We start from the raw sequence: 22,643 nt of genomic DNA on the forward strand, positions 1-22,643 counted from the left end.
CCTGCGGGGCCCCATTCAGGGAAGACAAAGAACACCATGCCAACCGCAAGCATCAGCAACCAGCCCCTGGCCAAGCCCTTGCGCAGCCAGCTCGAGAACACCGTCAAGTCCGCCCGCGACGTGGCCGAGAAGGCCACGCTGGCCGCGCTTCGGCAGCTGGCTGTGAGCGAGGCGAAGGCCCCGGACTACCTGAGCGATGACCTCAAAGCCCTGCGCCGCCGCCTGCGCGCCCACGGGCGAGCGCTGGGCGACGTGAAAGCCAAGGACGACACCCAGGGACTGCAGCACCTGGTTTGGGAGGTGGCCTACGAACACTGGCACCGGATGTTGTTCGCCCGCTTCCTGGCCGAGAACGGCTTGCTGATGTGGGAGCTTGGCGCCCCGGTATCGCTGGAGGATTGCCAGAACCTGGTCGACCACGAACAGCCCATGCTGGAAGGCGAGAAGCTCGACTCCAAGACGCAGTGGGAGCTGGCCGGCAAGCTGGCTGCTCGCATGTTGCCCCAGGTGTTCAAGCCGCAGAGCCCCGTGTTCGAGCTGGCCTTCGCGCCCGAGCATCAGCTGGAGCTGGAGCGCCTTCTGGCCGGGCTGCCAACCGAGGTGTTCAAGGCCAGCGACAGCTTGGGCTGGGTCTACCAGTTCTGGCAGGCCAAGCGCAAGGACGAGGTCAATGCCTCGGAAGTAAAGATTGGCGCGGACGAGCTGCCCGCCGTCACCCAGCTCTTCACCGAGCCCTACATGGTGGACTTCCTGCTCCACAACTCGCTGGGCGCCTGGTGGGTGACGCGCCACCCGGGTAAGACCTGCCCTGTGCCGCTGACCTACCTACGCACGTTGGACGATGGCACGCCGGCCGCCGGCAGGTTCGAAGGCTGGCCGAACCGGCTCGACGAGTTCAAGTTGCTGGACCCCTGCTGCGGCTCGGGGCACTTCCTGGTGGCGGCCTTCCTGCTGCTGGTGCCCATGCGCATGGCGGCTGAGGGTCTGAGCGCGATGGATGCAGTGGATGCTGTGCTGGCCGACAACCTGCATGGCCTGGAGCTGGACGCCCGCTGCGTGGAAATCGCCGTCTTCGCATTGGCCCTGGCGGCCTGGCGCTTCCCGGACGAGAACGGCGACCCGCTGGGGGTGCGGGCCGATATGCCTGCGCCGCAGGTGGCCTGCTGCGGCTTGAAGGTCGCCGCCAAGCCCGAGGACTGGATGGCCCTGGTGCCCGATGACGCACCGAACGCGGTCTACCTACGGCAAGAGTTGCGCCTGCTGCACGCCAGCTTTGCGCAGGCGCCGCTGCTTGGCAGCCTGCTGGACCCGGCACGCAGCCTGAAGAACGATTTGGCCACGTCCAGCTTCGACACCCTGCGCGACTTGCTGGGGCGTGCGCTGGCCACCGAGCGTCCGGCAACGCTTTGGGGGCAGGCCAGCGAGCTGCAGGACGACAGCTGGGACCTAGCGCTCACTGCCAAGGGCCTGCTAGATGCGGCCCGGCTGCTGGATGGGCGTTACCACCTGGTGGTGACCAATGTGCCCTACCTCTCAGTACGAAAGCAGTCGGAAGAGTTGAGGTCCTACACGGCTCTCCATTACGCCGATGCAAAAAACGACCTAGCTAACGTTTTTCTGGAGCGTTGCCTCGAACTCTGCCGCGACCAGGGCGCAGGCGTAGTGCAAATCGTGATGCCGCAAAACTGGCTGTTCCTAAGCAGCTACAAGAAGCAGCGTGAGTCGCTCCTTAAACGCGTGCAGTGGAACCTGCTTGCGCGGCTGGGGCCTGGTGCCTTTGAAACCATCAGTGGCGAGGTTGTTCAGGCTGTCCTACTCACCCAAACCCGCGACAACGCGGCAGACGGGTTTCAGCTAAGGGGAGTTGATGCCAGCGCAGCCACAGCAGTACACGAAAAAGCGGCAGAGCTGCTTGAAGGCAAATTGGCCACGGTTGCGCAAAGGGGGCAGTTGCTAAATCCGGACTCTAGGATTGCGTTATACGAAGGGGTTGAACAAGACCTTCTCTCGAAGTACGCAGTCGGTCTTGCAGGAATCCTGAACGGGGACTCGCCAAGGTTCTTAAAGGTCTTCTGGGAAATCCTAGACCGGAAAGACCTATGGAGCCTTCAGCAAACCACCCAAGATGAAACGTCCTATTTTGGCGGGTTGCACAACCTCGTTCTTTACGACGAACAAGAAGGACATCTTAGGGAGGAAGAGTGGATTCGCCGAGAGCGCTTACACAACTCAGACCAACGTGGTCAATCTGTTGTGGGCAAGCTTGGAGTGGCTGTGTCCTCAATGGGTAGCCTGCCAGTATCCAGGTTCCTTGGAAGTAGGTTCGACTCGAACGTCGCCGTCGTTGTCCCAAGAGACCCGGCCCATCTCCCCGCTGTCTGGTGCTTCTGTTCGTCGCCGCAGTACAACGATGCTGTGCGTCAGATTGACCAGGCGCTTAAGGTCACCAACTCAACGCTGGTCAAGGTTCCCTTCGACCTCGCCCACTGGCAACAAATTGCCGCCGAGCGCTACCCCAACGGCCTGCCGAAACCGTACTCCGACGACCCGACCCAATGGCTGTTCCACGGCTACCCGCAGCCCGCCACCGACCCGCTACAAGTTGCCGTCGCCCGCCTGGCTGGCTATCGCTGGCCGGCCGAAACCGACACGGCGATGGAACTGGCCGACGAGGCCCGCAACTGGATTACCCGCTGCGAGAAGCTGGGCGAGCACATCGACGACGACGGAATCGTCTGCCTGCCCTCGGTGCGGGGCGAGTCGCCCGCGCATGACCGCCTGCTCAAGCTGCTGATTGCCGCGTGGGAGACCGTGCAACCCGGTAGCTGGAAGCCTGCCGTGCTCGACAAGCTGCTGGTCGATGCCGACTGCGCCGGCAAGGGCCTGGACGTCTGGTTGCGCGAGAAGTTCTTCGAACAGCACGCCAAGCGCTTCCACCACCGCCCCTTCATCTGGCACGTGTGGGATGGCCTGAAGGACGGCTTTGCCGCGCTCGTGAACTACCACCAGCTCGACCACAAGAAGCTGGAGCGCCTCATCCACACCTACCTGGGCGACTGGATTCGCCAGCAGGAGGCTGGCGTTCGCTCCAACGTCGACGGCGCTCAGCCTCGACTGGCTGCCGCTCAGGCCTTGAAGCGCCAGCTGGAGCTCATCCTGGAAGGCGAGCCACCCTACGACATTTTTGTCCGCTGGAAGAAGCCATCCGAACAGCCCATCGGCTGGAACCCCGACCTCAACGACGGCGTGCGGCTCAACATCCGCCCGTTCATGACTGCCGAGGTCCTGCGCCACAACAAGAAGCCCAAGCTCAACATCACCTGGGACAAGGACAGGGGCAAGGACGTCGAGAGCGCACCTTGGTTCAAGGACTTCAAGGGCGACCGTATCAATGACCACCACCTAACGGTGGCGGAGAAGAAGGCAGCGCGGGAGGCATGCGGTGGCTGACTACGAAGGTATGCGGTGGCTCAAGTGCGATTTCCAGGTGCAAACGCCGGAGGATGCCGCGCACTGGGGTGACGAGGACACCAGATTGCCAGAGCCCCGGCGACCGATGGTTCAGCCCGCACCAGATGCCAACGGGCTGATTGGGCCTGCGAAGCCTGATGAGAGCCGGCTCCAAGAGCTTGCACGAATCTACCTACGCCGGTGTCATGAGGTTGGGCTCGAGCTGATTGGTGTCACGGACCACAACTTCTCGCAGAAAACCGACCCGCGCGACTGGTTCCTCACCCACTTGGTTGAACAAAACAAGTCGGTCGCCAGGGAGCTGGGGCGGCCTCCCTTGTACATCCTTCCCGGATTCGAAGTCGACATTGGCTACCACGTACTGTGCCTCTTCGAGCCTGCGACCAAGGCGAGCCATGTCTGGCGAGTGAACCGGCTGCTATGTAAGCTGGGCTTGGATGAGAACGAGCGATTCCGTCAAGGTCGTCCGATGCCGCTGCGACGGAACAACGCGACCGTTAGCCTGAAGGAGTTGCTGGAATTGGTTCAGGACGAGCGCAGGGGCATTGTCATCGCCGCACACTCTGACCAGAACGACGGGCTTCTCGACGACCCTAGGCACATCGAGGACTACAAGAACAAGAGCCTCCTTGCGCTTGAGGTGACAGCCAACCCACCGCCGAGGCGGGTGCTCGATATCGTCGAGGGACGCGACCGCACATGGGCAAGGTCCGATAGCCACCCTGCCTATGTCATGTCCTCGGACGCCAAGTCTTTGCGCACGGACGCCGCAGGGAATCCAAACGCGAATGCGCTGGGATACCGATACACATGGCTGAAGATGTCAAAACCGTCTGTCGAGGCGTTGCGTCAGGCCTTCCTGGACCCGCTGTCTCGAATCCAGTTGATGGGTGAGCGGCCAAGCGAAGCACTTGTGCATCCGCGAATCACCAAGATTGCGGTGCGCGGTGCGAAGTTTTTGGACGACCAGGAGGTTTGCTTCTCCGAGAGCTTGAACTGCGTTATCGGAGGGCGTGGCAGCGGTAAATCCTCCCTGCTGGAGTACGTTCGATTCGCCATCGGGTTCGACGACGCAAACGTGAATGGTGCCGAGGAGGACCAGGCACTTCGACTCAAGCGCTCCCAGTTGAGGGAGTCGCTGACCAATGAGTCGGAGGTCCGCTTGAGCTTCGAGGTCGGCAACGGCGTCGCCGACACGCTGGTCTTCTCGCCAGGTCGGCCTCGCGGTCAGCAGCGCTGGCTGGACGGACGTGAAGTCGCCGACTTGAACACCGTCTTGCGGCAGCTACAGCTGCAGTTCTTCAGCCAAGGGGAACTGAGCAGGATGACGAGTGGAGGTCGTGGCCAGTCACAAGTCTTGGCCCTCATCGATAACGCGAGTGGTCCTGGACTTCAAGAACTGAAAGCCCAAGAGCGGGACCTCAAAGCCCGGCTCACAACACTGTTTCAGAGCACACGCGACGCGGCCCGGCTGCGCGCAGAAGTGAACGAGGCTGCGCAGGAGGCCGTCGAGTTGGAGCGGCAGCTCCGAGCAAGAGCGGCTGTGCAGGCTGACTCCCAGTTAAATCAATTGGCTATGGCTGCTCAGCGGCATCTTGACCAACTGAGACTGGCCGACGAGGCGTCGATTTCGACGATTGAGCAAGCCGTCAAGGACATTGAGGAGCGTGGTGAGCCCCTGCCAGAAGGCGCCGTCCAGTGGCCGAATGCCCCATGGTTTGCCGAGAGCGCGGCAAGGGTTCAGCAGGCACGGGCGGACCTTGCTTCGGCCATCGGCAAGGCTCTTGGCGACTACAAGCAGGTGATGGCGGCTGTCTTAGGAGATGAGGCGACGCATCCGACGCGAGACGCGATTCAAGCAGTGCACGACCGTTTCAGAGCGGCCTGCCTCGAACGGGGTATCCGCGAGGACGACATTGCCCGCGTTCAAGAGCTTGAAGACAAGCGCCAGGAGAAGCTCAGGCTCGTGGAACAGAGAAGGCTACGGCTTGGCCAGGTCGAGGCAGAGGCCATCAAGTTTCCCGAAGTGCTGGCGCAGCTTCACGCTGTGTGGCATCAGCAGTTCGAGGCGCGTCGACAGACTGCAGTGGCAATCCAGGCGTCGGTGGCGTCGCAGACCGTACGCCTTACGACGGCGTACATGGCCGATGAAGCTTCGTTCAAGTCGGCATGGGCGCGGCTCGCGCCTGCTGACAAGCGCGTCAAGCTTGCGAGGCGGTGGGACGAGATTGGCGACGATGTGTATCGAACCTGGAAAGCGGCTGGCGAATCATCGCCATGGGAGACCGTCGAAGTCACCCGCGAGGACCCTGCCCATTTGGCGATTCTTCTGAGCCCTGGGTTTGAGGACCTCCACGCACCTCTCTTTGCACACTTGGACAGCAAGGACGTCCGCCCCATTTGGGAAGACGTCCGTGTGTCCCGGGTGAGTGATGGGATTGATGTGGAGCTTCTTAGGGAAGACGGGTCCGTCGCGGGGTCGATGAAAGGCGCGCTCTCTGAGGGTCAGCGGAACACAGTGCTTCTCAATCTGATGCTTGCTCGCGGAGAAGGCCCAATCGTGATTGACCAGCCCGAAGATGAGCTTGACTCCAGCTTCATCTATCGGACGCTTGTTCAAGACCTCCGTGCAGTGAAGAACCGCCGACAGCTGATTGTGGCTACTCATAACGCCAACTTGCCGGTTAACGCTGACGCTGAGCAGATTTACGCCCTCGAAGCCCGCGACGGTCGAGGGAAGCTCCGCGCCCAAGGTGGCCTGGACCGGAAGGCCGTGGCCGCTTCGGTTCTAGACATCATGGAAGGCTCGGAGCAAGCATTCAAACAGCGTAGCGAGAAGTACCACTTCTAAGGACCGGTGCAAGGCCCTCTATGAAAAAAACAGACAACTACGCGGACAGCATCGCAGGGCTCGTGGTGGCAGCTTTGGCTGGGTCTGCCAAGGGAAATGCCCATACCGCTGCGCCTGCTGCAGCAGTTCTATGGCCAGACAAAGAGCGCCAGTGGGAGACTGCCCTTCCCAACCTGAAGCAGCTACTACCCGGTCTGCTTGAACTCGGCGCCTTCGACCCCGCGTCGCGAAGCGGCCCAGCTGTCTGGCTCAAGTGCGCGATTGCCGGTGTATTGCCGGAGGTGCAGTTCCAGGGCGTGCCAGTTGTCTACCTGCCCGGAGTGAGCCGCGCCGAGTTGCGGGCCATCGAGAGCTGCCCACGGGACCTGCAGCCGCTGGCCGAGCTGCAGTACCGGGGCGTGTTCTGGAGCCAGGTCAACACCAAGGACTGGACGGTCAGCGCGTTCCTGTCTTCGAAGAGCGGTGGCCTTGGGCTAGATGTGGCCCAGGACAAGGCTACGCAGGAGGCCTTGGCCCAGGTGCTATCGGCGGGCGCGTTGCTCGACAGGCCGCTGGACGAACTGAAGGGCCGGCAAATCAACGCCGAGTGGCTGCTGAGCCTGTTGGCGCCGAACCCGACCCGAGACCTGCTCGTGTGGATGAACGCTCCCCAGGCCACACAGAAGGACTGGGCCGGTGTGCGCTGGGACGTGTTTTCCAGGCGGTCCAAGTCCGACTTCGGCTTCGACCCAGTCAGTGACGGCGCCCTTGTTGCCGCTGAGAAGCTGGCTCGGCGCGAGGGTAAGTGGGCGGCCGTGGCTGAGCTCTATCGGGACTCGTACACGAGCTTTCCAGAGGTGCTGACGCTGCTCCGCACCGTGCAGCCACCGCCGTTGGGGCTATTCCCGGACATGGACCCCCATGGACCTTTGGCCGGCTACCCGCTGGCCAATGAGCATGGTGAGGCCAGTCTGCGCAACGCGCTGTCTGACTGTGCAGCCATGGATGCCACCCAGGCGCGCATCGCGATTGCTACCGCTGAGAAGGAGCACGGCGCGCGCCGGGGTTGGTTATGGTCCCGCATGGGGCAGTCGCCCTTGGCCCAAGCGCTGGAGCACCTAGCCCGCTTGGCTGAGCTGAGCGCAGCGGCGCCCATCGGCGCTACGCCTTCGGAGCTGGCTGCGAGTTACCAGCAGTCCGGGTGGCGTGTGGACGAGGCGGCGACGCAGGCCATGGGCGCTGTGCAAACCAAGGCAGACACCGACGCCGTGGGCACCGCAGTGCGCGCCGTCTACCTGCCCTGGCTGGAAGAAGCGGCCAAGCGACTGCAGGACGCCGTGAAGAAGGTGGGAGGTATGCCAGCGCTGCAGGCGACATCGGACGCAGCAGCTGATTCGGGCACCTGCACGGTGTTCGTGGACGGCCTGCGGTACGACGTCGCCCAGCGGTTGCGTGCCAAGCTGGATGGGCTGGGCACCACGACGTTGGCAGCCCGTTGGACCAGCATGCCGTCGGTCACGGCATCCGGCAAGGCCTGGTGCTCGCCAGTAGCGGGGCTGGTGTCCGGCACGGCAGAAGACGTGGAGTTCGAGCCCCGCGTGGCCGCAGACGGCAAACCGCTCTCTGGCCACAACTTCAGGAAGCTGCTGACCGACAACGGCGTGCAGCCACTGGACAAGCATGAGACAGGTGACCCGAGCGGACGCGCCTGGACGGAGTCGGGCGACCTGGACCACTACGGCCACGAGCACGGCGTTCGTCTCGCACGTGACGTCGATGCCCAGCTGGCTGCGGTGGTCGAACGGGTGCAGGAACTGCGCGATGCGGGGTGGCGCCGAGTGCGCATCGTCACCGACCACGGCTGGCTGCTGGTTCCAGGTGGCTTGCCTAAGACGGAACTGCCCAAACACCAGGCCGAGACCCGCTGGGGGCGCTGCGCTGTTCTCAAAGACACGGCACACGGCGCCCCGCTGACCTTCGGTTGGGATTGGTGTAAAGATGTCCAAGTTGCGTATGCGCCAGGCGTGTCGTCTTTCATTGCTGGGGCCGACTACGCGCACGGTGGCCTGAGCCTGCAAGAGTGCCTGGTGCCCGTGCTGGACCTGGTGGTGGCTGCGCCAGCGGTAGCCGCCCAGGTCATCATTAGGGCGGTGACCTGGAAGGGCCTGCGCTGTGTGGTCGAGGTGGACAGCTCGTCGGCCGGCCTGATGGTGGACGTGCGGACGAAGCCCGCCCTGGCAACGTCGAGCCTGGTGGCGAGCGTGAAGCCGCTGGAGGCCGGCAAGGCCAGCGTGGCGGTGGACGACGACGACAACCTGGGCGCGGCGGCCGTTGTCGTCATCCTCGGTGCCGATGGCCAGGTGCTGCAGAAGCAGGCGACGACAGTGGGTGGCTGAATGAAGCCGAGCCAGGGACGGAGCTGTTACCTCGTTACCTGGCACAGAGATAGAGAACAACAAGGCGGGCGACCGGCTCCAGACAGGTCGCAGATGGGTGATTGACGATGCAACTCGACGACTTGGACAGGAAGGCGACCGCTGCCTTCGAAGGCTACGTGGTACGCAAGGACCTGGTGCGGACGTTCAGCCGCCAGTTTCCGGTGCCGACGTACGTGGTCGAGTTCCTGCTGGGCCGCTACTGCGCCACCACCGACGAAGCGGAAATCCAGGAGGGCTTGGATATCGTCCAGCGGCAGTTAGCGTCGCGGACGGTCAAAGCCGGTGAGGAGGAGCTCTTCAAGGCCCGTGCACGCGAGGCCGGCTCCGTGAAGATTATCGATATCGTCACGGCCCGGTTGGACTCCAAGACCGACTCCTACATCGCCACCTTGCCCAGCCTGCGCCTCACGGACGTTCGGCTCACGCCCGAGATGGTCAAGGAGAACGAGCGCATGCTCACCGGCGGCTTCTATGCCGAGGTGACCCTGGGCTACGACGCATCCATCGCACAAGAGAAGGGCGGACGGCCCTTCGGTGTCGAAGCGCTGAGGGCCATTCAGCTTTCAAAGCGCGAGACGCTGGACGTTCTGGCCAAGGGGCGGGAGCAGTTCTCCACCGCCGAGTGGCGCGACTTGCTGCTGCGCAGCGTCGGCTTCGAGCCCGAGACCCTATCGGAGCGCGCCAAGGACGCGCTGCTGCTGCGCATGGTTCCATTCGTGGAGCGCAACTACAACCTGGTGGAGCTCGGCCCGCGGGGCACGGGCAAGTCCCACCTTTTCCAACAGGTGTCGCCCTACGCCCACCTCATCTCCGGTGGCAAGGCAACCGTGGCGCGCATGTTCGTCAACAACGCCAGCGGCCAACGTGGTTTGGTCTGCCAGTACGACGTGGTGTGTTTCGACGAGGTGTCCGGCGTTTCCTTCGACCAGAAGGACGGCGTCAACATCATGAAGGGCTACATGGAGAGCGGCGAGTTCTCCCGGGGCAAGGAAAGCATCCGGGCCGACGGCTCCATCGTGCTCGTGGGTAACTTCGACGTCGACGTGGAGCACCAGCAGCGCATCGGTCACCTCTTCGGGCCGCTGCCGCCCGAGATGCGCGACGACACCGCGTTCATGGACCGTATCCACTGCTTCCTGCCAGGCTGGGATGTGCCGAAGCTGAATCCCACGCTGTTCACAGCGCACTTCGGCCTGGTGAGCGACTTCCTGTCGGAGTGCTTCACTCAGCTGCGCAACCAGAGCCGGGTCTCGACGCTGCAAGGTCGTGTGCGCTGGGGCGGCGCGCTTTCTGGCCGAGACCTCAACGGCGTCAACAAGACTGTGAGCGGGCTGCTGAAGCTGATGTATCCCGGCTCGGATATGGCGGTCAGCGAAGAAGACCTTGAGTGGGCCGTGCGCCTGGCGCTGGAAGTGCGCCGCCGGGTCAAGGAACAGCAGAAGCGCATCGGTGCGGCCGAGTTTCGCAACACCCACTTCAGCTACACCTTGGGCGCCGAGGGCGTCGAGAAGTTCGTTAGCACGCCGGAGCTGCAGAGTCAGGGTGGTATTGGTGACGAGCCACTTGAGTGCGGCCAGGTCTGGGTGCTGAGCCCCGGCGGTGACGAGGAGCACCCGGGCCTCTTCCGGCTCGAGGTCAATGAGGGGCCTGGGAGCGGAGTTCGGGTGCTGAACAACCCGGTGCCGGCCGCGTTCAAGGAGTCCATCCGCTGTGCGGAGCAGAACCTGTATGCCCGGGCCCAGCAACTGGTGGGTGACCGTGACCCGCGGTCGCATGAGTTTTCAGTCCAGCTGCGCGGATTCGATGCGGCCAAGGCCGGTGCCAAGACCGGCGTCGGGGCGCTAATCGCGTTATCCAGCGCGTTGCTGAAGAAATCGGTGCGCGGTGGGCTGGTGCTCGTGGGGGAGGTGACGTTAGGTGGAACCATCGAACCGGTTCACAACGCGGTGACACTGGCCGAGCTCGCAATCGAAAAGGGCGCCAAGTCTCTGCTATTGCCTGTCTCCTGCCGTCGTCAGCTCTTTGACCTTTCAGACGAGATGGCGACCAAGCTGGACATTGAGTTCTACCAAGATGGCCGCGATGCGCTGCTGAAGGCTCTCGCTGATTGATGGGGCAGCCTCAAGGCTGTCAATTCCGTGAGTATCAGAGTTCAAGATTCATCAGCTCTTTGCCGATACAGAGAGTTTCTGTATTGAATGGAGAGCCAATGGTCAACAAAGAAGCAGCCGCCGTCCTGGTGGAGTACAGCCAGCACATCGCTCACTACGCTGCCATCGCTGATGTCCCTCTTGAGAGGCAGACCATACTGACCAAAGCTGCACGGGAACACGCGTGGCGCTTGCTAAGCAAGCTCATCCAAGTGGCGGAGGCTGCCAAGGAGAGCGACATGTGCTGGTTGCTTCTCGAAAAGGAAGAAAGACCCAAAGAGTCCTATCGTCTGCATTCCATGGCCAAGTCCGAGGACAGAAATTTCATCGAGGCGAAGCTCGAATTGGCACAGATGTTGAAAGACATCCGAGCCACTGAGCGTAAAGACCCCACGGGGAAGAAGCGGCAAGCGGAGCGCGACAAGGCGGCAAAGCAGCGTGCTGAAAGCGATGCGCGTCACGAACTCGAGAAGAAGGAGCTCGCACGTCAACGGCGCGAAGAGCGCAAGGCCGAGAAGCTTGCTCTAGCGGCCGCAGAGGCTGCAGCCGCCACCAAGAAGGCCAAGCAGTCGGCCCGCAAGTAGACGGTTCCGGTCTGAACGAGACCTGCTTGGAGTTCACCCACATTTGCCGGCTCCCCCAGGTCGAGTAGTGGACTTCTGACTGGCTCAGGAAATCGAGGGGCTTCATTCGCGCACCTCGAGGGTTGACATTGTCATTTGAAGCGCATCCTGGCGTTTGACATTGTCATAAACTTCGACTATCTTTTGTGGACACTGTCAGGAGAGTCCACGTGCGTGATGACCTGCACCATTGCCTGCCCCAGACGCATCGATGGCGCCGCGTTGTGCGTGTGGCCTGCGCGCCTGGTTTAGGGGGCGACCTCTCGGACGAACTCGCCCGGTCAGTCTGGGAGCCGACCAGAGACCTACTGGCTAGCCAGTGGGGGGTAGCTTTCGCGGCAGCTCTTTCGACGGAACACCAGGACCTCTTCGGCGTTGGCGTGGAGCAGATTCAAGCCAAGCTCGCCGCGCTGGAGGACTGCTGCACGTCACCGTTGGCGCGTCGCATGTCCGAAATCGCTATGGCCGAGGTCACCATCAATGGCCCTGGTCCCGGTACCCTGGATACAGTCGTCCGGGCGACGCTTGAGATTGCGGCCCAAGACGGAATAGAAGGTGCTGTTGCCTGGGTTGCCGACCAGCGTGGAGAAAAGCATGCGCGTCCACTGCGGGTGGTGCTGACGCAAGCACTCGCTCAATGCAACTTGGGTGCACCCCCGCCGCCGAAGAAGCGCCGGCCCAAACTCTCTGTCTCGGATGGCCTCGAGATGCCATTGGCCTTGAAGGGGGTGTGATTACATGCAATTGACGACCGCACCCGCAGTCGACCCGATGGCCCCAGTTGGAACCTGCAACGGCACTCGCAGAAAACCACGCAGCTCTCAGACGTCGGCGTCCTCGCGCATAGATGCAAGTCATCTGGAGCGGTACTGCTTCAAAGCTGACGACGAGATGCTCGCCGACCTGACGTCGTTACTCAGTGCTGTGAGAGCAGCCGACCGCAGTTCGGTTCGCCGCCACAGCGTTGAGTGGGGGCGGGACCTTGCTGTGAAGGTCTCTGTCAGGAATGTGAGTCTTTGGCGCAGACCCGAGGTGCGCGAGGCGCTCGTCGGCGCGTTAGGGTACCTAACGGCCGACCGATGGAGTTTCAAATTTGTTACCCATCGGCGGGTGAAGGCCGACCCAAGCCAAATTCCTCTGGTCGAATCTCCGTATCAGGCTCGGGTTTTCATGCCATTCAGCAACGGCTTGGACTCTTACGCCATCGCAACAGAGCTGTTGGCCGAGGCAAACCCGCCCGAGCTTGTGCTGGTCAACGTGCGACCGAGGGACAGGCCAACTGCTTGGGAGAAGTTAGCTGTAAAGAAGGACCAAAGCCTGCCATCGGTGCAGGTGGCCTGCTACGCAGTAGACCCGCATCGTGCGGAGTTGACTTATCGCTCGCGCCCCTTCCTCTTCGACCTGTTGGCAGGGTATGGCGCAGCGATGGCTCAACCTGCGTCTGTCGTCATCCCGGAGAATGGTCAGGGAAGCCTTGGCGGGTCACTGGTCCCTCTCGGTTCAGAGGCGCCACACAGAAGTTGCCATCCGGGCTTCACGTCGAGGCTCTCGCGACTTCTCCAAGCACTGACGGGCGAACCAGTGAAGTTCAGCCACCCGGCACTCTTCCGAACTAAGGGTGAGGTCCTGTCTGCGCTGGCCGAGCGAGAGGAAGGGGCGACTCACTGGTTGAAGCGGCATCGCTCATGCTCATACGACGCCCGGCACTCGAGTCAAGACGGCAAGGTCATGCACTGCGGCCTCTGCGGGAACTGCCTTTTGAGAAGGACCTCGCTCATCTGGGCAGAGGTGGATGACACCACGGAATATCGGGCGGTCGACCTTACCGCTCGCACCCTTGAAGAAGCCTTCAGGGGCAAGATGCCGCGCAACTTCCAAGCGAGCCTGGACGTAGCAAGGAACAGCGTTCGCGCTATGCAAAGACTGGCCGAACTGACCAGTGCGCCGCATCGGTTGCGCGTTGAGTCAGAGGTCGTCGCGTTGTCTCGTGGCCTCGATGAACCAATACCACTAGTGAGAGAAAAAATGATGCACTTCCTTTCCCAGCACCAGCGAGAGTGGAAGCGATTCCTGAAGTCATGTGGCGCCAAATCGTGGGTCACCGACCTCGCTGGAACTTGATATGGCAACCGAGAACGCAAGTCGAGCAGACTCGCTCGGCACGAAGCTCCGGCGCGCAAGGGAGATGCTACGCATGACGCAAGGCGTGGCGGCAGAACGCCTGGGGCTCGCGCGAACGACGCTCGTGGCAATCGAAGCCAGCAAGAGGTCGCTGTCGAACGCCGAGTTGCGCGCCTTCGCTGAGCTGTATGGCATGCCCGAGAGTGAGCTCGTCAACGACGACGTTGCTCCCGTTGAGCTTAGCGTGGACTTCCGGAGTTCAGCTGGCTCTGTACTTTCCGATGACGAGGCCCAAGTCGCGACGTTGCTCAACCGCCTGGCAAACTCGACGCTACAGCTTGAATCGCTGCTGAAGCAGCCCGCTCCCATTGTCGACCTACCGACCGTGACGGTCACGAAGACCGGGTCGTTGGAAAGACAGGCCGAAGACGCAGCAATGAATCTGCGCTCGCGCCTGGGTATTGGACTAGGACCCATCCAGAACTTGGCGGCACTCCTTGAGTTCGAGATGGGTGTGCGCGTGTATGAGCGACCGCTGCCGTCGAGGATTTCCGGCGGAGTCGCGTTTGACCAACGTGGCGGAGCATTCGTACTGCTCAATTCGCGGCATCCCGTATACCGCCGGCGGGTGACTTGCGGGCATGAGGTTGGACACCTGCTCATTCGGCAACTGGGGCTAGTCGTTCACTTCGAGAAAGACACCTATCAGGGACGCGAGGAGCGCTTCTGCGACTTGTTCGGGATAGCGTTCCTGGCGCCCGCGCCAACTGTCAGACGGAAGGCGAAGGAACTGAAGGACACCTTCGGCATTTTCTCAGTCAGGCAGTTGCTGATGCTTGCCGTGTTCTTCGGTATATCCATCGAAGCGATGACGCGTCGTCTGGAAGCTCTGGACATGCTACCGCAGGGTACCTACGAAGGGCTGCGAGGGCAGGGTATCGGTCTCGAGCATCGCCGCAAGGTTGCGGAGGAGATGAGCGTGGCGGAAGAAGGTCAACCCTTCACGCCGCGTTCGCTGCTCTTGGCTAGCGTTGCTTATGAGAGAGAGCTGCTATCGGAGCAGCAGATTGCTTCGATGTTCGAACTCAATCTTGTCGACGTTCGGCGAGCGCTCAATGGCAGGGATGCCGATTCGCAGGAGGTGGTGCTTGACCTTGCTGAGTGACCATCTCCCGTCGGGCGCCCTAGTGCTGGACGCAAGTGTGGTCATCAACCTTTTGGGGACTGGGCAACCCGTTGAGGTCCTTGCAGGCCTTCGGCAGCGCTGCCTCATCGAGCAGAAGACGCTCCATGAGGTGAAGCGGCACCCGATACCAGGCTTCAAACTGGAAGAGCGCATGGACATGCTCTTCCGTGATGGCCTGCTCGAGGCTGTCCGAATGACCGATGCCGAGTACGAAGTGTTCATTGAACTGGTCCACGGACCACTCGGTGTTCGCCTCGGCGACGGGGAGAGCGCAGCCATTGCGATTGCCTCACGCGGTGCAGGCATCGTGGTGGACGAGAAGCGCGCGCGGAGGCGGGTCGCGGAGATGCTGCCAGCCTTGGCAACGGTTAGCTCTTTGCGGCTGGTCCTGACCAGCGCGCACCGCCAGAACTGGACTGAGCGCGAAGCGGCGGAGCTGGTCGCTCTGGCTCGGTTGCATTCGCGTATGGGCGTTCCGAGGGAGGACGCGCCGCTACTCGCGCAACTCATGAATTCGAGCCCCTCTGCATTCATCAGCACCTTGCGGGCCCTCCGTTGACTGATGGCATTGGTACGTCGTCCTGGGCAAGGCCCACTTCATGTCCAGAACGGCCTAGACATATCACGAATCTGCCAAGGCAAGAGAACACGACTAGGTGTCCAAGCATTCGGTGCCCGGAGGTTGCAGGTTCCAGTTGCGCCGCGGCTTCTGACCGCAGGCGTAGTGGTCAGATTCTCGGATTTGAGGCTCAACCGCAACACAAACGCCTACCCCTGCTCACGCGTGAGCAACTCGTGAGCAATTCCCTGGCCGCTACATGCCCGAGGTCGGCCTTCTCTCCTCGTACAATGAAGCAGAGCGGGTCAAGACCAGCAGACTCATAATCCTTTGGTCGAAGGTTCAAGCCCTTCACGGCCTACCAAAAAAGCCTGCTATACTGCGAGGCTTCGCGGCTGTAGCTCAGTTGGATAGAGTACTTGGCTACGAACCAAGGGGTCGTGGGTTCGAATCCTGCCAGCCGCGCCACTACTGAAAGCCCGCAGCCACAAGCTGCGGGCTTTTCTCTTTCTGGTGCCTCTTTCGCGCGTACCCGTCACCATGAGCAAGGCATTCACCCGCGAATCCGATTCGGACGACGATGACGATGGCGTCGGCGCGCCGGCCACACCGGGCGGCAAGAACTACCTCACGCGCACGGGCTACGAGCGCCTGCGCCGAGAGCTCCTGGGCCTCATGGACGAGGAGCGGCCGAAGGTGGTCGAGGCCGTGCACTGGGCCGCCAAGAACGGCGACCGCTCGGAAAACGGGGACTACCTGTATGGCAAGAAGCGCCTGCGCGAGATCGACCGGCGCATCCGCTTTCTCACCAAGCGCCTGGAGATCGCCGAGGTGGTGGATCCCTCCGCGCACCACGGCAGCGACCAGGTGTTCTTCGGCGCCACCGTCACCTACGCGGACGGGTCGGGGCGCGAGACCACCATCACCATCATCGGCATCGACGAGGCCGACAGCACGCTAGGGCAGGTGAGCTGGGTGGCGCCGGTGTCGCGCGCCCTGCTCAAGGCCCGCGTCGGCGACGTGGTCAAACTCGCCGTGCCGGGCGGTGTGCAGGAACTCGAGGTGCTGGACGTGAGCTACCCGGCGCCCACTGCCGCCTGATCAGGCCTTGGCCGCGGCCTTGTAGCGCTGGGCCTTGATGACCGAGGGCGTGCGCTTGAGGCTGCGCAGCACGTCGGCCAGGTGCTGGCGGTCGCGCACCGCCACCGAGAAGCGGATGTCCGTGGCGGTCTGCGCGGGTTCGTCGCCCATGTCCACGTGGGTGATGTCGGCCTCGGCCGCGGCGATGCTTGAGGCCACGCGCGCCAGCACGCCTTTGCCATTGGCCACGGTGACGATCACGGTGGTGTCGAAGGAGCGTACGGGTTCATCGGCCCATTCCACCTCGAGGAAGCGTTCGGCGTCGCGGTCGCGCAGGCGGCGGGCGGTGGGGCAGTCCTCGGCATGCACCACCAGGCCTTCTCCCCGGCCCAGGTAGCCCACGATGCGATCGCCCGGGATGGGCTTGCAGCAAGGGGCGTACTGCACGGACAGGCCTTCGCTGCCGTCCAGCGTGACCACGCCCTGCAAGGCGCCATCGTTATGGCCGGCAGTGGCGTAGCGCTCGGTGCTGATCAGCACCGCGTCGGGTTTGAGTCCGGTTTCGGACAGCAGCACCGCGAGCTTCTTGCCCACCATGCTGGCGATGCGCCGGCCCATGCCGATGTCGGACAGCAATTCGGCCCGGCTCTTGTTGCCGGTGAAGCGCAGCAGCTTCTCCCACACCAGGGCCTGCTCACCGTCTTCGCCCGGCAATTGCGCGATGCCTTCGGAGCGCAGGGCCTGGCTGAGCATGCGTTCGCCGAGTTCAAGGGATTTCTCCTGCGCCACGGTCTTGAGGTGGTGGCGGATCTTGGAGCGCGCGCGGCCGGTCTTGACGAAGGACAGCCAGGTGGGATTGGGCTCCGCCTTCTCGTCCGTGATGACTTCGACCACGTCGCCATTGGCCAGTTCGGACCGCAGCGGCCGCTGCTCGCCGTTGATGCGCGCGGCCACCGTGCGTTGGCCGATGTCGCTGTGAATGGCGTACGCAAAGTCGACCACCGTCGCGCCGCGCGGCAGCGCAAGAATTTTGCTCTTGGGCGTGAACACGTAGACCGCATCGGGGAAGAGGTCGATCTTGATGTGGTCCCAGAACTCGCTGGCGTCGTGCGTTTCCTGCTGGATGTCCAGCAGCGACTGCAGCCACTGTGTGCCCAGGCGCTGCGACATGTCGCTGCCGGGCTCGTTGGCCTTGTAGAGCCAGTGCGCCGCCACGCCCGACTCGGCCACCACGTCCATGCCATGCGTGCGCACCTGGAACTCGATGGCGGTCCCGAAAGGCCCCACCAGCGTGGTGTGCAGCGACTGGTAGCCATTGACCTTGGGAATCGCGACGTAGTCGCGGAACTTGCCCGGCAGCGGCTTGTAAAGCTGGTGCAGCACGCCCAGGGCGGTGTAGCAGTCGGTCAGTTCGGGCACCACGATGCGAAAGCCGTAGATGTCGGTCACCTGGGCGAAGGACAGGTGCTTGCTGTCCATCTTGCGGTAGACCGAGTACAGCGTTTTCTCGCGACCCATGATGCGCACCGGCATCAGCTGCCGCTTGAAGGCGGCTTCCACTTCCTGCTGCACGCGGGCGATCAGGTCGCGGCGGCGGCTGCGCGCCCGGTTCAGTGCCTTGGACAGCACCTCGTAGCGCCAGGGGTGCAGGAACCGGAAGGCCAGATCCTGCAGTTCGCGGTAGGTGAAATTCAGGCCCAGGCGGTGGGCGATCGGGGCGTAGATTTCCAGCGTTTCCGAGCTGATGCGCTGCCACTTGCTGCGCGGCATGTCGGCCATCGTCCGCATGTTGTGCGTGCGGTCGGCCAGCTTGATCAGGATGACCCGCACGTCCTTGGCCATGGCCAGCAGCATCTTGCGGAAGGACTCGGCCTGGTTGTGCTCGCGCGAGGTGAACTCCAGCCGCTCCAGCTTGGTCAGTCCGTCGACCAGTTCGGCCACTGGCGCACCGAAGCGCTCGACGAGTTCCTGCTTGGTCACGCCGCAGTCCTCGATGGCGTCGTGCATCAGCGCGGCCATCAGGGCCTGGGCGTCGAGTTTCCATTCCGCGCACATCGAGGCCACCGCGATGGGGTGGGTGATGTACGGATCGCCGTTCTTGCGCAGCTGGCCCAGGTGGGCTTCGTCGGCGAAACGGTAGGCCTGCCGGATGTGCTCGATGTCCGTGGGGCCCAGGTAGTCGAGCTTGCCCAGCAGCGCGGCGAAGCTGGCCGCAGCCGCGCTCGCGGCCGCTGTGGCCGCATCAGGCGGGCTGACCGCCAGGGTACCGTCGACGGTAGGGGTCATCCTGCAACTGTAGCGCCAGACGGCACGCACCGCTTTGGGTCACCGATCTAGGCCCTGGTCCCGGGGCGGAATCGGCGCCCCCAGAAACAAAAAGACACCGTCGAACGGTGCCTTTTGTGGGGAGGGTGCGACGTTGGGGGCTCAGGTCGGCACTTTTTTGAGCATCTCGAGGCCGACCTTGCCTTCGGCGATCTCTCGCAGGGCGGTGACACCCGGCTTGTTCTTGCTCTCGATTTTGGGAGCGTGGCCCTGGCTCAGCATGCGGGCGCGGTAGGTGGCGGCCAGCACGAGCTGGAAGCGGTTGGGGATCTGTTCCAGGCAGTCTTCGACGGTGATGCGTGCCATGGTGGGCTCCGGGCAATGTCAGGGGATGTTGAGCGCTTCGAAGGTGTCGCTGCGGGCGCTGCGCTGCGCCGCGTACTTCAAGCGCTGGGCGTGAACGATGGCCTTGAGGTCAAACAGGGCCCGTTCAAACAACTCATTGATTATAACGAAGTCGAAATCCCGGGCATGGGCCATCTCCAGGGCGGCATTGCGCAGGCGCAGATCGATCACCTCGGCGGTGTCCTCGGCGCGCCGCTCCAGGCGCGAGCGCAGCTCCTCCCAGCTGGGTGGCAGGATGAAGATCAGCACCGCGTTGGGAAAGATGCGCTTGACCTGCAGCGCGCCCTGGTAATCGATCTCCAGCACCACGTCGGCGCCTTGCTTGATGCGCTGCTCGATGGCGGTCTTGGAGGTGCCGTAGCGGTTGCCGTGCACCTGCGCCCACTCCAGGAAGGCGTCCTGCGCGACCATCTGGTCGAAGCTTTCCTGGCTCACGAAGTAGTACTCGCGGCCATGCAGCTCCTGCCCCCGCGGCGGGCGCGTGGTGTGCGACACCGAGGGCTGCACGCGGGCATCGAGCTCCATCAGCGCCTTGACCAGGCTGGATTTGCCGGCCCCGCTGGGCGCGGCCACGACGAACAAGTTGCCGGGGTATTGCATCAGGGTCTCATTCGAGGTTCTGCACCTGCTCGCGCATCTGTTCGATGAGCACTTTCATGTCCACCGAGACGCGGGTGAGCTCCAGGCTCGACGATTTGGAGCCCAGGGTGTTGGCTTCGCGGTGCAGCTCCTGGATCAGGAAGTCCAGGCGCTTGCCCACCTCGCCGCCCCGCTGCAGCAGGCGTTCGATCTCGTCCAGGTGGGAGCGCAGGCGCGTGAGTTCTTCCGCCACGTCGATGCGGATGGCGAAGGCCGTGGCCTCGGCCAGGGCGCGGTCGCGCGCGGCCTCGCTGGCGGCGACGCTGCCCGAGGCGTCGGCGCCCAGGGCTTCCTGCCAACGGTCGAGGAAGCGCTGGCGCTGCTGGGCCACGAGCTCGGGGATCAGGGGTTGGGCCGTGTCGGTGAGGGCGCGCAACTGGCCCACGCGATCGAGCAGCATGCTGGCCAGCCGGGCGCCTTCGCGCGCCCGGGCTTCCAGCAGCTGCGTCAGGGCGGTGTCCAGCAGTTCGGGCAGGCGTTCGTGCAGATCGGCCGGCGGGGCGCTGCGGCGTCCCACCAGGGCCAGCACCTCGGCCACCGACAGCGGTTGCGCCTGCGGAAGCCAGGTGCGGATGCTGTCCTGCGCCCCCAGCAGGCGCTGCAGTTCGGCGCTGCCCGGCGCGCGCGGCGTGGCGTCGGATGGGGCTTCGATCCAGGCGCGCACCTCGACCTTGCCGCGCTTGAGCCGCTGCGTGAGGCGTTCGCGCAGGGCGGGTTCGCTCGCGCGCAAGTCGTCGGGGAGCTTGAAACCGAGATCGAGGAATCGGCTGTTGACCGAACGGATTTCGACACCGACGGACGGGCCGGATTCTCCCGCGGCCGGCTCTGCGCCAGCGTTTCGCTGGGCCGAGGCGTAGCCGGTCATGCTGTAAACTGCCATCGCTCTGGGCCGGTGGTGTTGGAGGTCCAAAACGGGGCGTTTCGGAAACCGGTCGAATTATGTCAAAGGTCAAACCCGCTCCTCTGCCACCCGACACGGTGATCGGTGGCTACCGCATCGTTCGCAAGCTGGCCGCCGGCGGTTTTGGCGTGGTGTACCTCGCGGTCGACACCGAAGGTCAGCAGGTCGCCGTCAAGGAATACCTGCCCTCGTCCCTGGCCACGCGTGGCCCCGGCGAGCTGTTGCCGCAGGTGCAGCCCGAAAAGCTGTCGCTGTACCGCCTGGGCCTCAAGAGCTTCTTTGAGGAAGGCCGCGCGCTCGCGCAGATCTCCCACCAATCGGTGGTGAGCGTGCTGAACTTCTTCCGCGAGAACGAAACCGTCTACATGGTCATGAACTACCTGGAGGGCTCGTCCCTGCAGGAATTCATCATCACCGCGCGCGAACTCAAGAAGCAGAAGGTCTTCCGCGAATCCACCATCCGCTCGCTCTACGACGAGGTGCTGCGCGGCCTGCGCATCGTGCACCAGCACAAGATGCTGCACCTCGACATCAAGCCCGCGAACATCTTCGTCACCGACGACAACCGCGCGGTGCTCATCGACTTCGGCGCCGCGCGCGAAGTGCTGAGCAAGGAGGGCAACTTCATCCGCCCCATGTACACGCCGGGCTTCGCCGCGCCCGAGATGTACCGGCGCGATTCGTCCATGGGCCCCTGGACCGACATCTACGCCATCGGTGCCTGCATCTACGCCAGCATGCAGGGCTACCCGCCCAACGACGCGCCCCAGCGCCTCGAAAAGGACCGCCTCTCGCTGGCCCTGTCGCGCCTGCGTGGCGTGTACTCCGACAACCTGATCGAAGTGGTCGAGTGGTGCATGTCGCTCGACCCGCTCTCGCGCCCGCAATCGGTCTTCGCGCTGCAGAAGGAACTCAGCCGCGAGACCGAGCGCAGCTACACCAAGCTCACCGTGGCCGAGAAGATGCGACTGCAGTTCGACAACATCGTCTCCGACAAGCAGAAGTCACTGCTGCGCAAGTCCACCGACGTGGGCACCAAATTCCGATGAAGTTTTCGGTCTATCAGATCAGCCGGCAAGGCGGTCGCGAGCGCAACGAAGACCGCATGGGCTACGCCTACACGCGCGAGTCCGGCCTGTTCGTGCTGGCCGACGGCATGGGCGGCCATCCGGAAGGCGCCATGGCCGCGCAACTGGCGCTGCAGACGCTCTCGGCCTACTTCCAGAAAGCGGCCAACCCGACGGTGCGCGAGGTGCCCGAGTTCCTCTCCAGCGCGCTCATGGCCGCGCACCACCAGATCATCCGCTACGCCGCCGAGAAGGGCATGCTCGACACGCCGCGCACCACGCTGGTGGCGGCCGTCATGGAGCGCGGCCACATCCACTGGGTGCACTGCGGCGACTCGCGCCTGTACGTGGTGCGCGACGGCGAGCTGCTCACGCGCACGCGCGACCATTCCTACATGGAGCAGCAGGCGCACCTGGGCCGCAACACCGAGCACATCAACCGCAACATCCTTTTCACTTGCCTGGGTTCGCCGGCCAAGCCGGTGTATGACCTGTCCGGCCCGGTGCAGCTCATGCAGGGCGACCGTGTGCTGCTGTGTTCCGACGGTCTCTGGGGCACGGTCGAGGACGAAGAAATCGTGAACGAGCTCTCCACGCGCCCGCTGGAGCAGGCCGTTCCCGACCTGGTGGAAACCGCGCTGCGGCGCGGCGGCCAACGCTGCGACAACGTCACCGTGCTCGCCATGGAGTGGGAAACCGCCGACGAGTACCAGACGACGCGCGTGTCCACCGAAGACATCGAGGACGGCGTGTTCGCCTCCACCATCCAGTCGGGCGTGCCCGACCCCACCGTCGAAGACCTGGACGACGCGGCCATCGAAAAGTCGATCGCCGAGATCAATGCGGCGATCGCCCGCACGGCGGCCGCGCGCAACGCCTGAGCTTCGTATTTCCTGAGGTTTTTCTTT

General features: G+C 63.4%; 16 protein-coding genes and 1 tRNA gene. 13 read left to right on the forward strand and 4 right to left on the reverse strand.

Going from position 1 to position 22,643, the window contains the following annotated elements:
• The first annotated feature begins 36 nt into the window (after positions 1-36).
• The 11 genes from BHU06_RS01945 to greB all read left to right on the forward strand — a co-directional run bounded on the left by BHU06_RS01945 (position 37) and on the right by greB (position 16,479).
• On the forward strand, positions 37-3,450 hold the full coding sequence (locus tag BHU06_RS01945) for a DNA methyltransferase (RefSeq protein WP_070397448.1): 3,414 nt from the start codon (positions 37-39) through the stop codon (positions 3,448-3,450).
• Positions 3,443-6,322 (forward strand): TrlF family AAA-like ATPase, encoded by a 2,880-nt coding sequence (locus BHU06_RS01950; protein ID WP_070397449.1) that lies wholly within the window; start codon positions 3,443-3,445, stop codon positions 6,320-6,322. Before BHU06_RS01945 ends, BHU06_RS01950 begins: the two co-directional genes overlap by 8 nt.
• Positions 6,323-6,342: 20 nt before the next feature.
• Positions 6,343-8,697 carry a BREX-1 system phosphatase PglZ type B gene (pglZ, locus tag BHU06_RS01955; protein ID WP_070397450.1) on the forward strand — a complete coding sequence of 785 codons (2,355 nt, stop codon included), beginning with the start codon at positions 6,343-6,345 and terminating at the stop codon, positions 8,695-8,697.
• A gap of 107 nt (positions 8,698-8,804) precedes the next feature.
• Complete coding sequence (brxL, locus tag BHU06_RS01960) at positions 8,805-10,850, forward strand: protease Lon-related BREX system protein BrxL (RefSeq protein ID WP_083292830.1); 2,046 nt, start codon at positions 8,805-8,807, stop codon at positions 10,848-10,850.
• Between the two features lie 98 nt (positions 10,851-10,948).
• Positions 10,949-11,473: a hypothetical protein gene (locus BHU06_RS01965; protein WP_070397452.1), complete on the forward strand. Its 525-nt coding sequence runs from the start codon at positions 10,949-10,951 to the stop codon at positions 11,471-11,473.
• A 209-nt stretch (positions 11,474-11,682) separates the two neighbouring features.
• Positions 11,683-12,246 carry a hypothetical protein gene (locus tag BHU06_RS22325; protein WP_139146918.1) on the forward strand — a complete coding sequence of 188 codons (564 nt, stop codon included), beginning with the start codon at positions 11,683-11,685 and terminating at the stop codon, positions 12,244-12,246.
• A gap of 157 nt (positions 12,247-12,403) precedes the next feature.
• The gene (locus BHU06_RS22330; protein WP_139146919.1) at positions 12,404-13,633 is read left to right on the forward strand and encodes a hypothetical protein; all 1,230 of its coding nucleotides are present in this window, start codon (positions 12,404-12,406) and stop codon (positions 13,631-13,633) included.
• A 1-nt stretch (position 13,634) separates the two neighbouring features.
• Complete coding sequence (locus BHU06_RS01970) at positions 13,635-14,798, forward strand: XRE family transcriptional regulator (protein ID WP_070397453.1); 1,164 nt, start codon at positions 13,635-13,637, stop codon at positions 14,796-14,798.
• A 172-nt stretch (positions 14,799-14,970) separates the two neighbouring features.
• Positions 14,971-15,378 carry a hypothetical protein gene (locus tag BHU06_RS01975; RefSeq protein ID WP_175442779.1) on the forward strand — a complete coding sequence of 136 codons (408 nt, stop codon included), beginning with the start codon at positions 14,971-14,973 and terminating at the stop codon, positions 15,376-15,378.
• A gap of 391 nt (positions 15,379-15,769) precedes the next feature.
• Positions 15,770-15,846 (forward strand) — tRNA-Arg (locus BHU06_RS01980).
• Positions 15,847-15,918: 72 nt separating this feature from the next.
• Positions 15,919-16,479: a transcription elongation factor GreB gene (gene greB, locus BHU06_RS01985; RefSeq protein WP_070397454.1), complete on the forward strand. Its 561-nt coding sequence runs from the start codon at positions 15,919-15,921 to the stop codon at positions 16,477-16,479.
• Here the strand turns inward: greB and BHU06_RS01990 are convergent, their stop codons facing one another.
• The 4 genes from BHU06_RS01990 to BHU06_RS02005 form a co-directional block, all read right to left on the reverse strand.
• Positions 16,480-18,744 (reverse strand): bifunctional (p)ppGpp synthetase/guanosine-3',5'-bis(diphosphate) 3'-pyrophosphohydrolase, encoded by a 2,265-nt coding sequence (locus tag BHU06_RS01990; RefSeq protein ID WP_070397455.1) that lies wholly within the window; start codon positions 18,742-18,744, stop codon positions 16,480-16,482. It abuts the gene before it with no gap.
• Positions 18,745-18,885: 141 nt separating this feature from the next.
• On the reverse strand, positions 18,886-19,089 hold the full coding sequence (gene rpoZ / locus BHU06_RS01995) for a DNA-directed RNA polymerase subunit omega (RefSeq protein WP_009519945.1): 204 nt from the start codon (positions 19,087-19,089) through the stop codon (positions 18,886-18,888).
• A gap of 18 nt (positions 19,090-19,107) precedes the next feature.
• On the reverse strand, positions 19,108-19,728 hold the full coding sequence (gene gmk, locus BHU06_RS02000) for a guanylate kinase (RefSeq protein WP_070397456.1): 621 nt from the start codon (positions 19,726-19,728) through the stop codon (positions 19,108-19,110).
• Between the two features lie 7 nt (positions 19,729-19,735).
• A complete protein-coding gene (locus tag BHU06_RS02005) occupies positions 19,736-20,647 on the reverse strand; it encodes a YicC/YloC family endoribonuclease (RefSeq protein ID WP_083292834.1) in 912 nt (303 codons plus the stop codon).
• A 59-nt stretch (positions 20,648-20,706) separates the two neighbouring features.
• On the opposite strand from BHU06_RS02005, the gene BHU06_RS02010 reads away from it, so the two are divergent.
• Both BHU06_RS02010 and BHU06_RS02015 read left to right on the forward strand, forming a co-directional pair.
• Complete coding sequence (locus BHU06_RS02010) at positions 20,707-21,717, forward strand: serine/threonine-protein kinase (RefSeq protein WP_070397458.1); 1,011 nt, start codon at positions 20,707-20,709, stop codon at positions 21,715-21,717.
• Positions 21,714-22,616 (forward strand): PP2C family serine/threonine-protein phosphatase, encoded by a 903-nt coding sequence (locus BHU06_RS02015; RefSeq protein WP_070397459.1) that lies wholly within the window; start codon positions 21,714-21,716, stop codon positions 22,614-22,616. The genes BHU06_RS02010 and BHU06_RS02015 overlap by 4 nt, the downstream gene beginning before the upstream one ends.
• Positions 22,617-22,643: the final 27 nt, after the last annotated feature.

The organism is Hydrogenophaga sp. PML113, assembly GCF_001777155.1.
Classification (GTDB): domain Bacteria; phylum Pseudomonadota; class Gammaproteobacteria; order Burkholderiales; family Burkholderiaceae_C; genus Hydrogenophaga; species Hydrogenophaga borbori.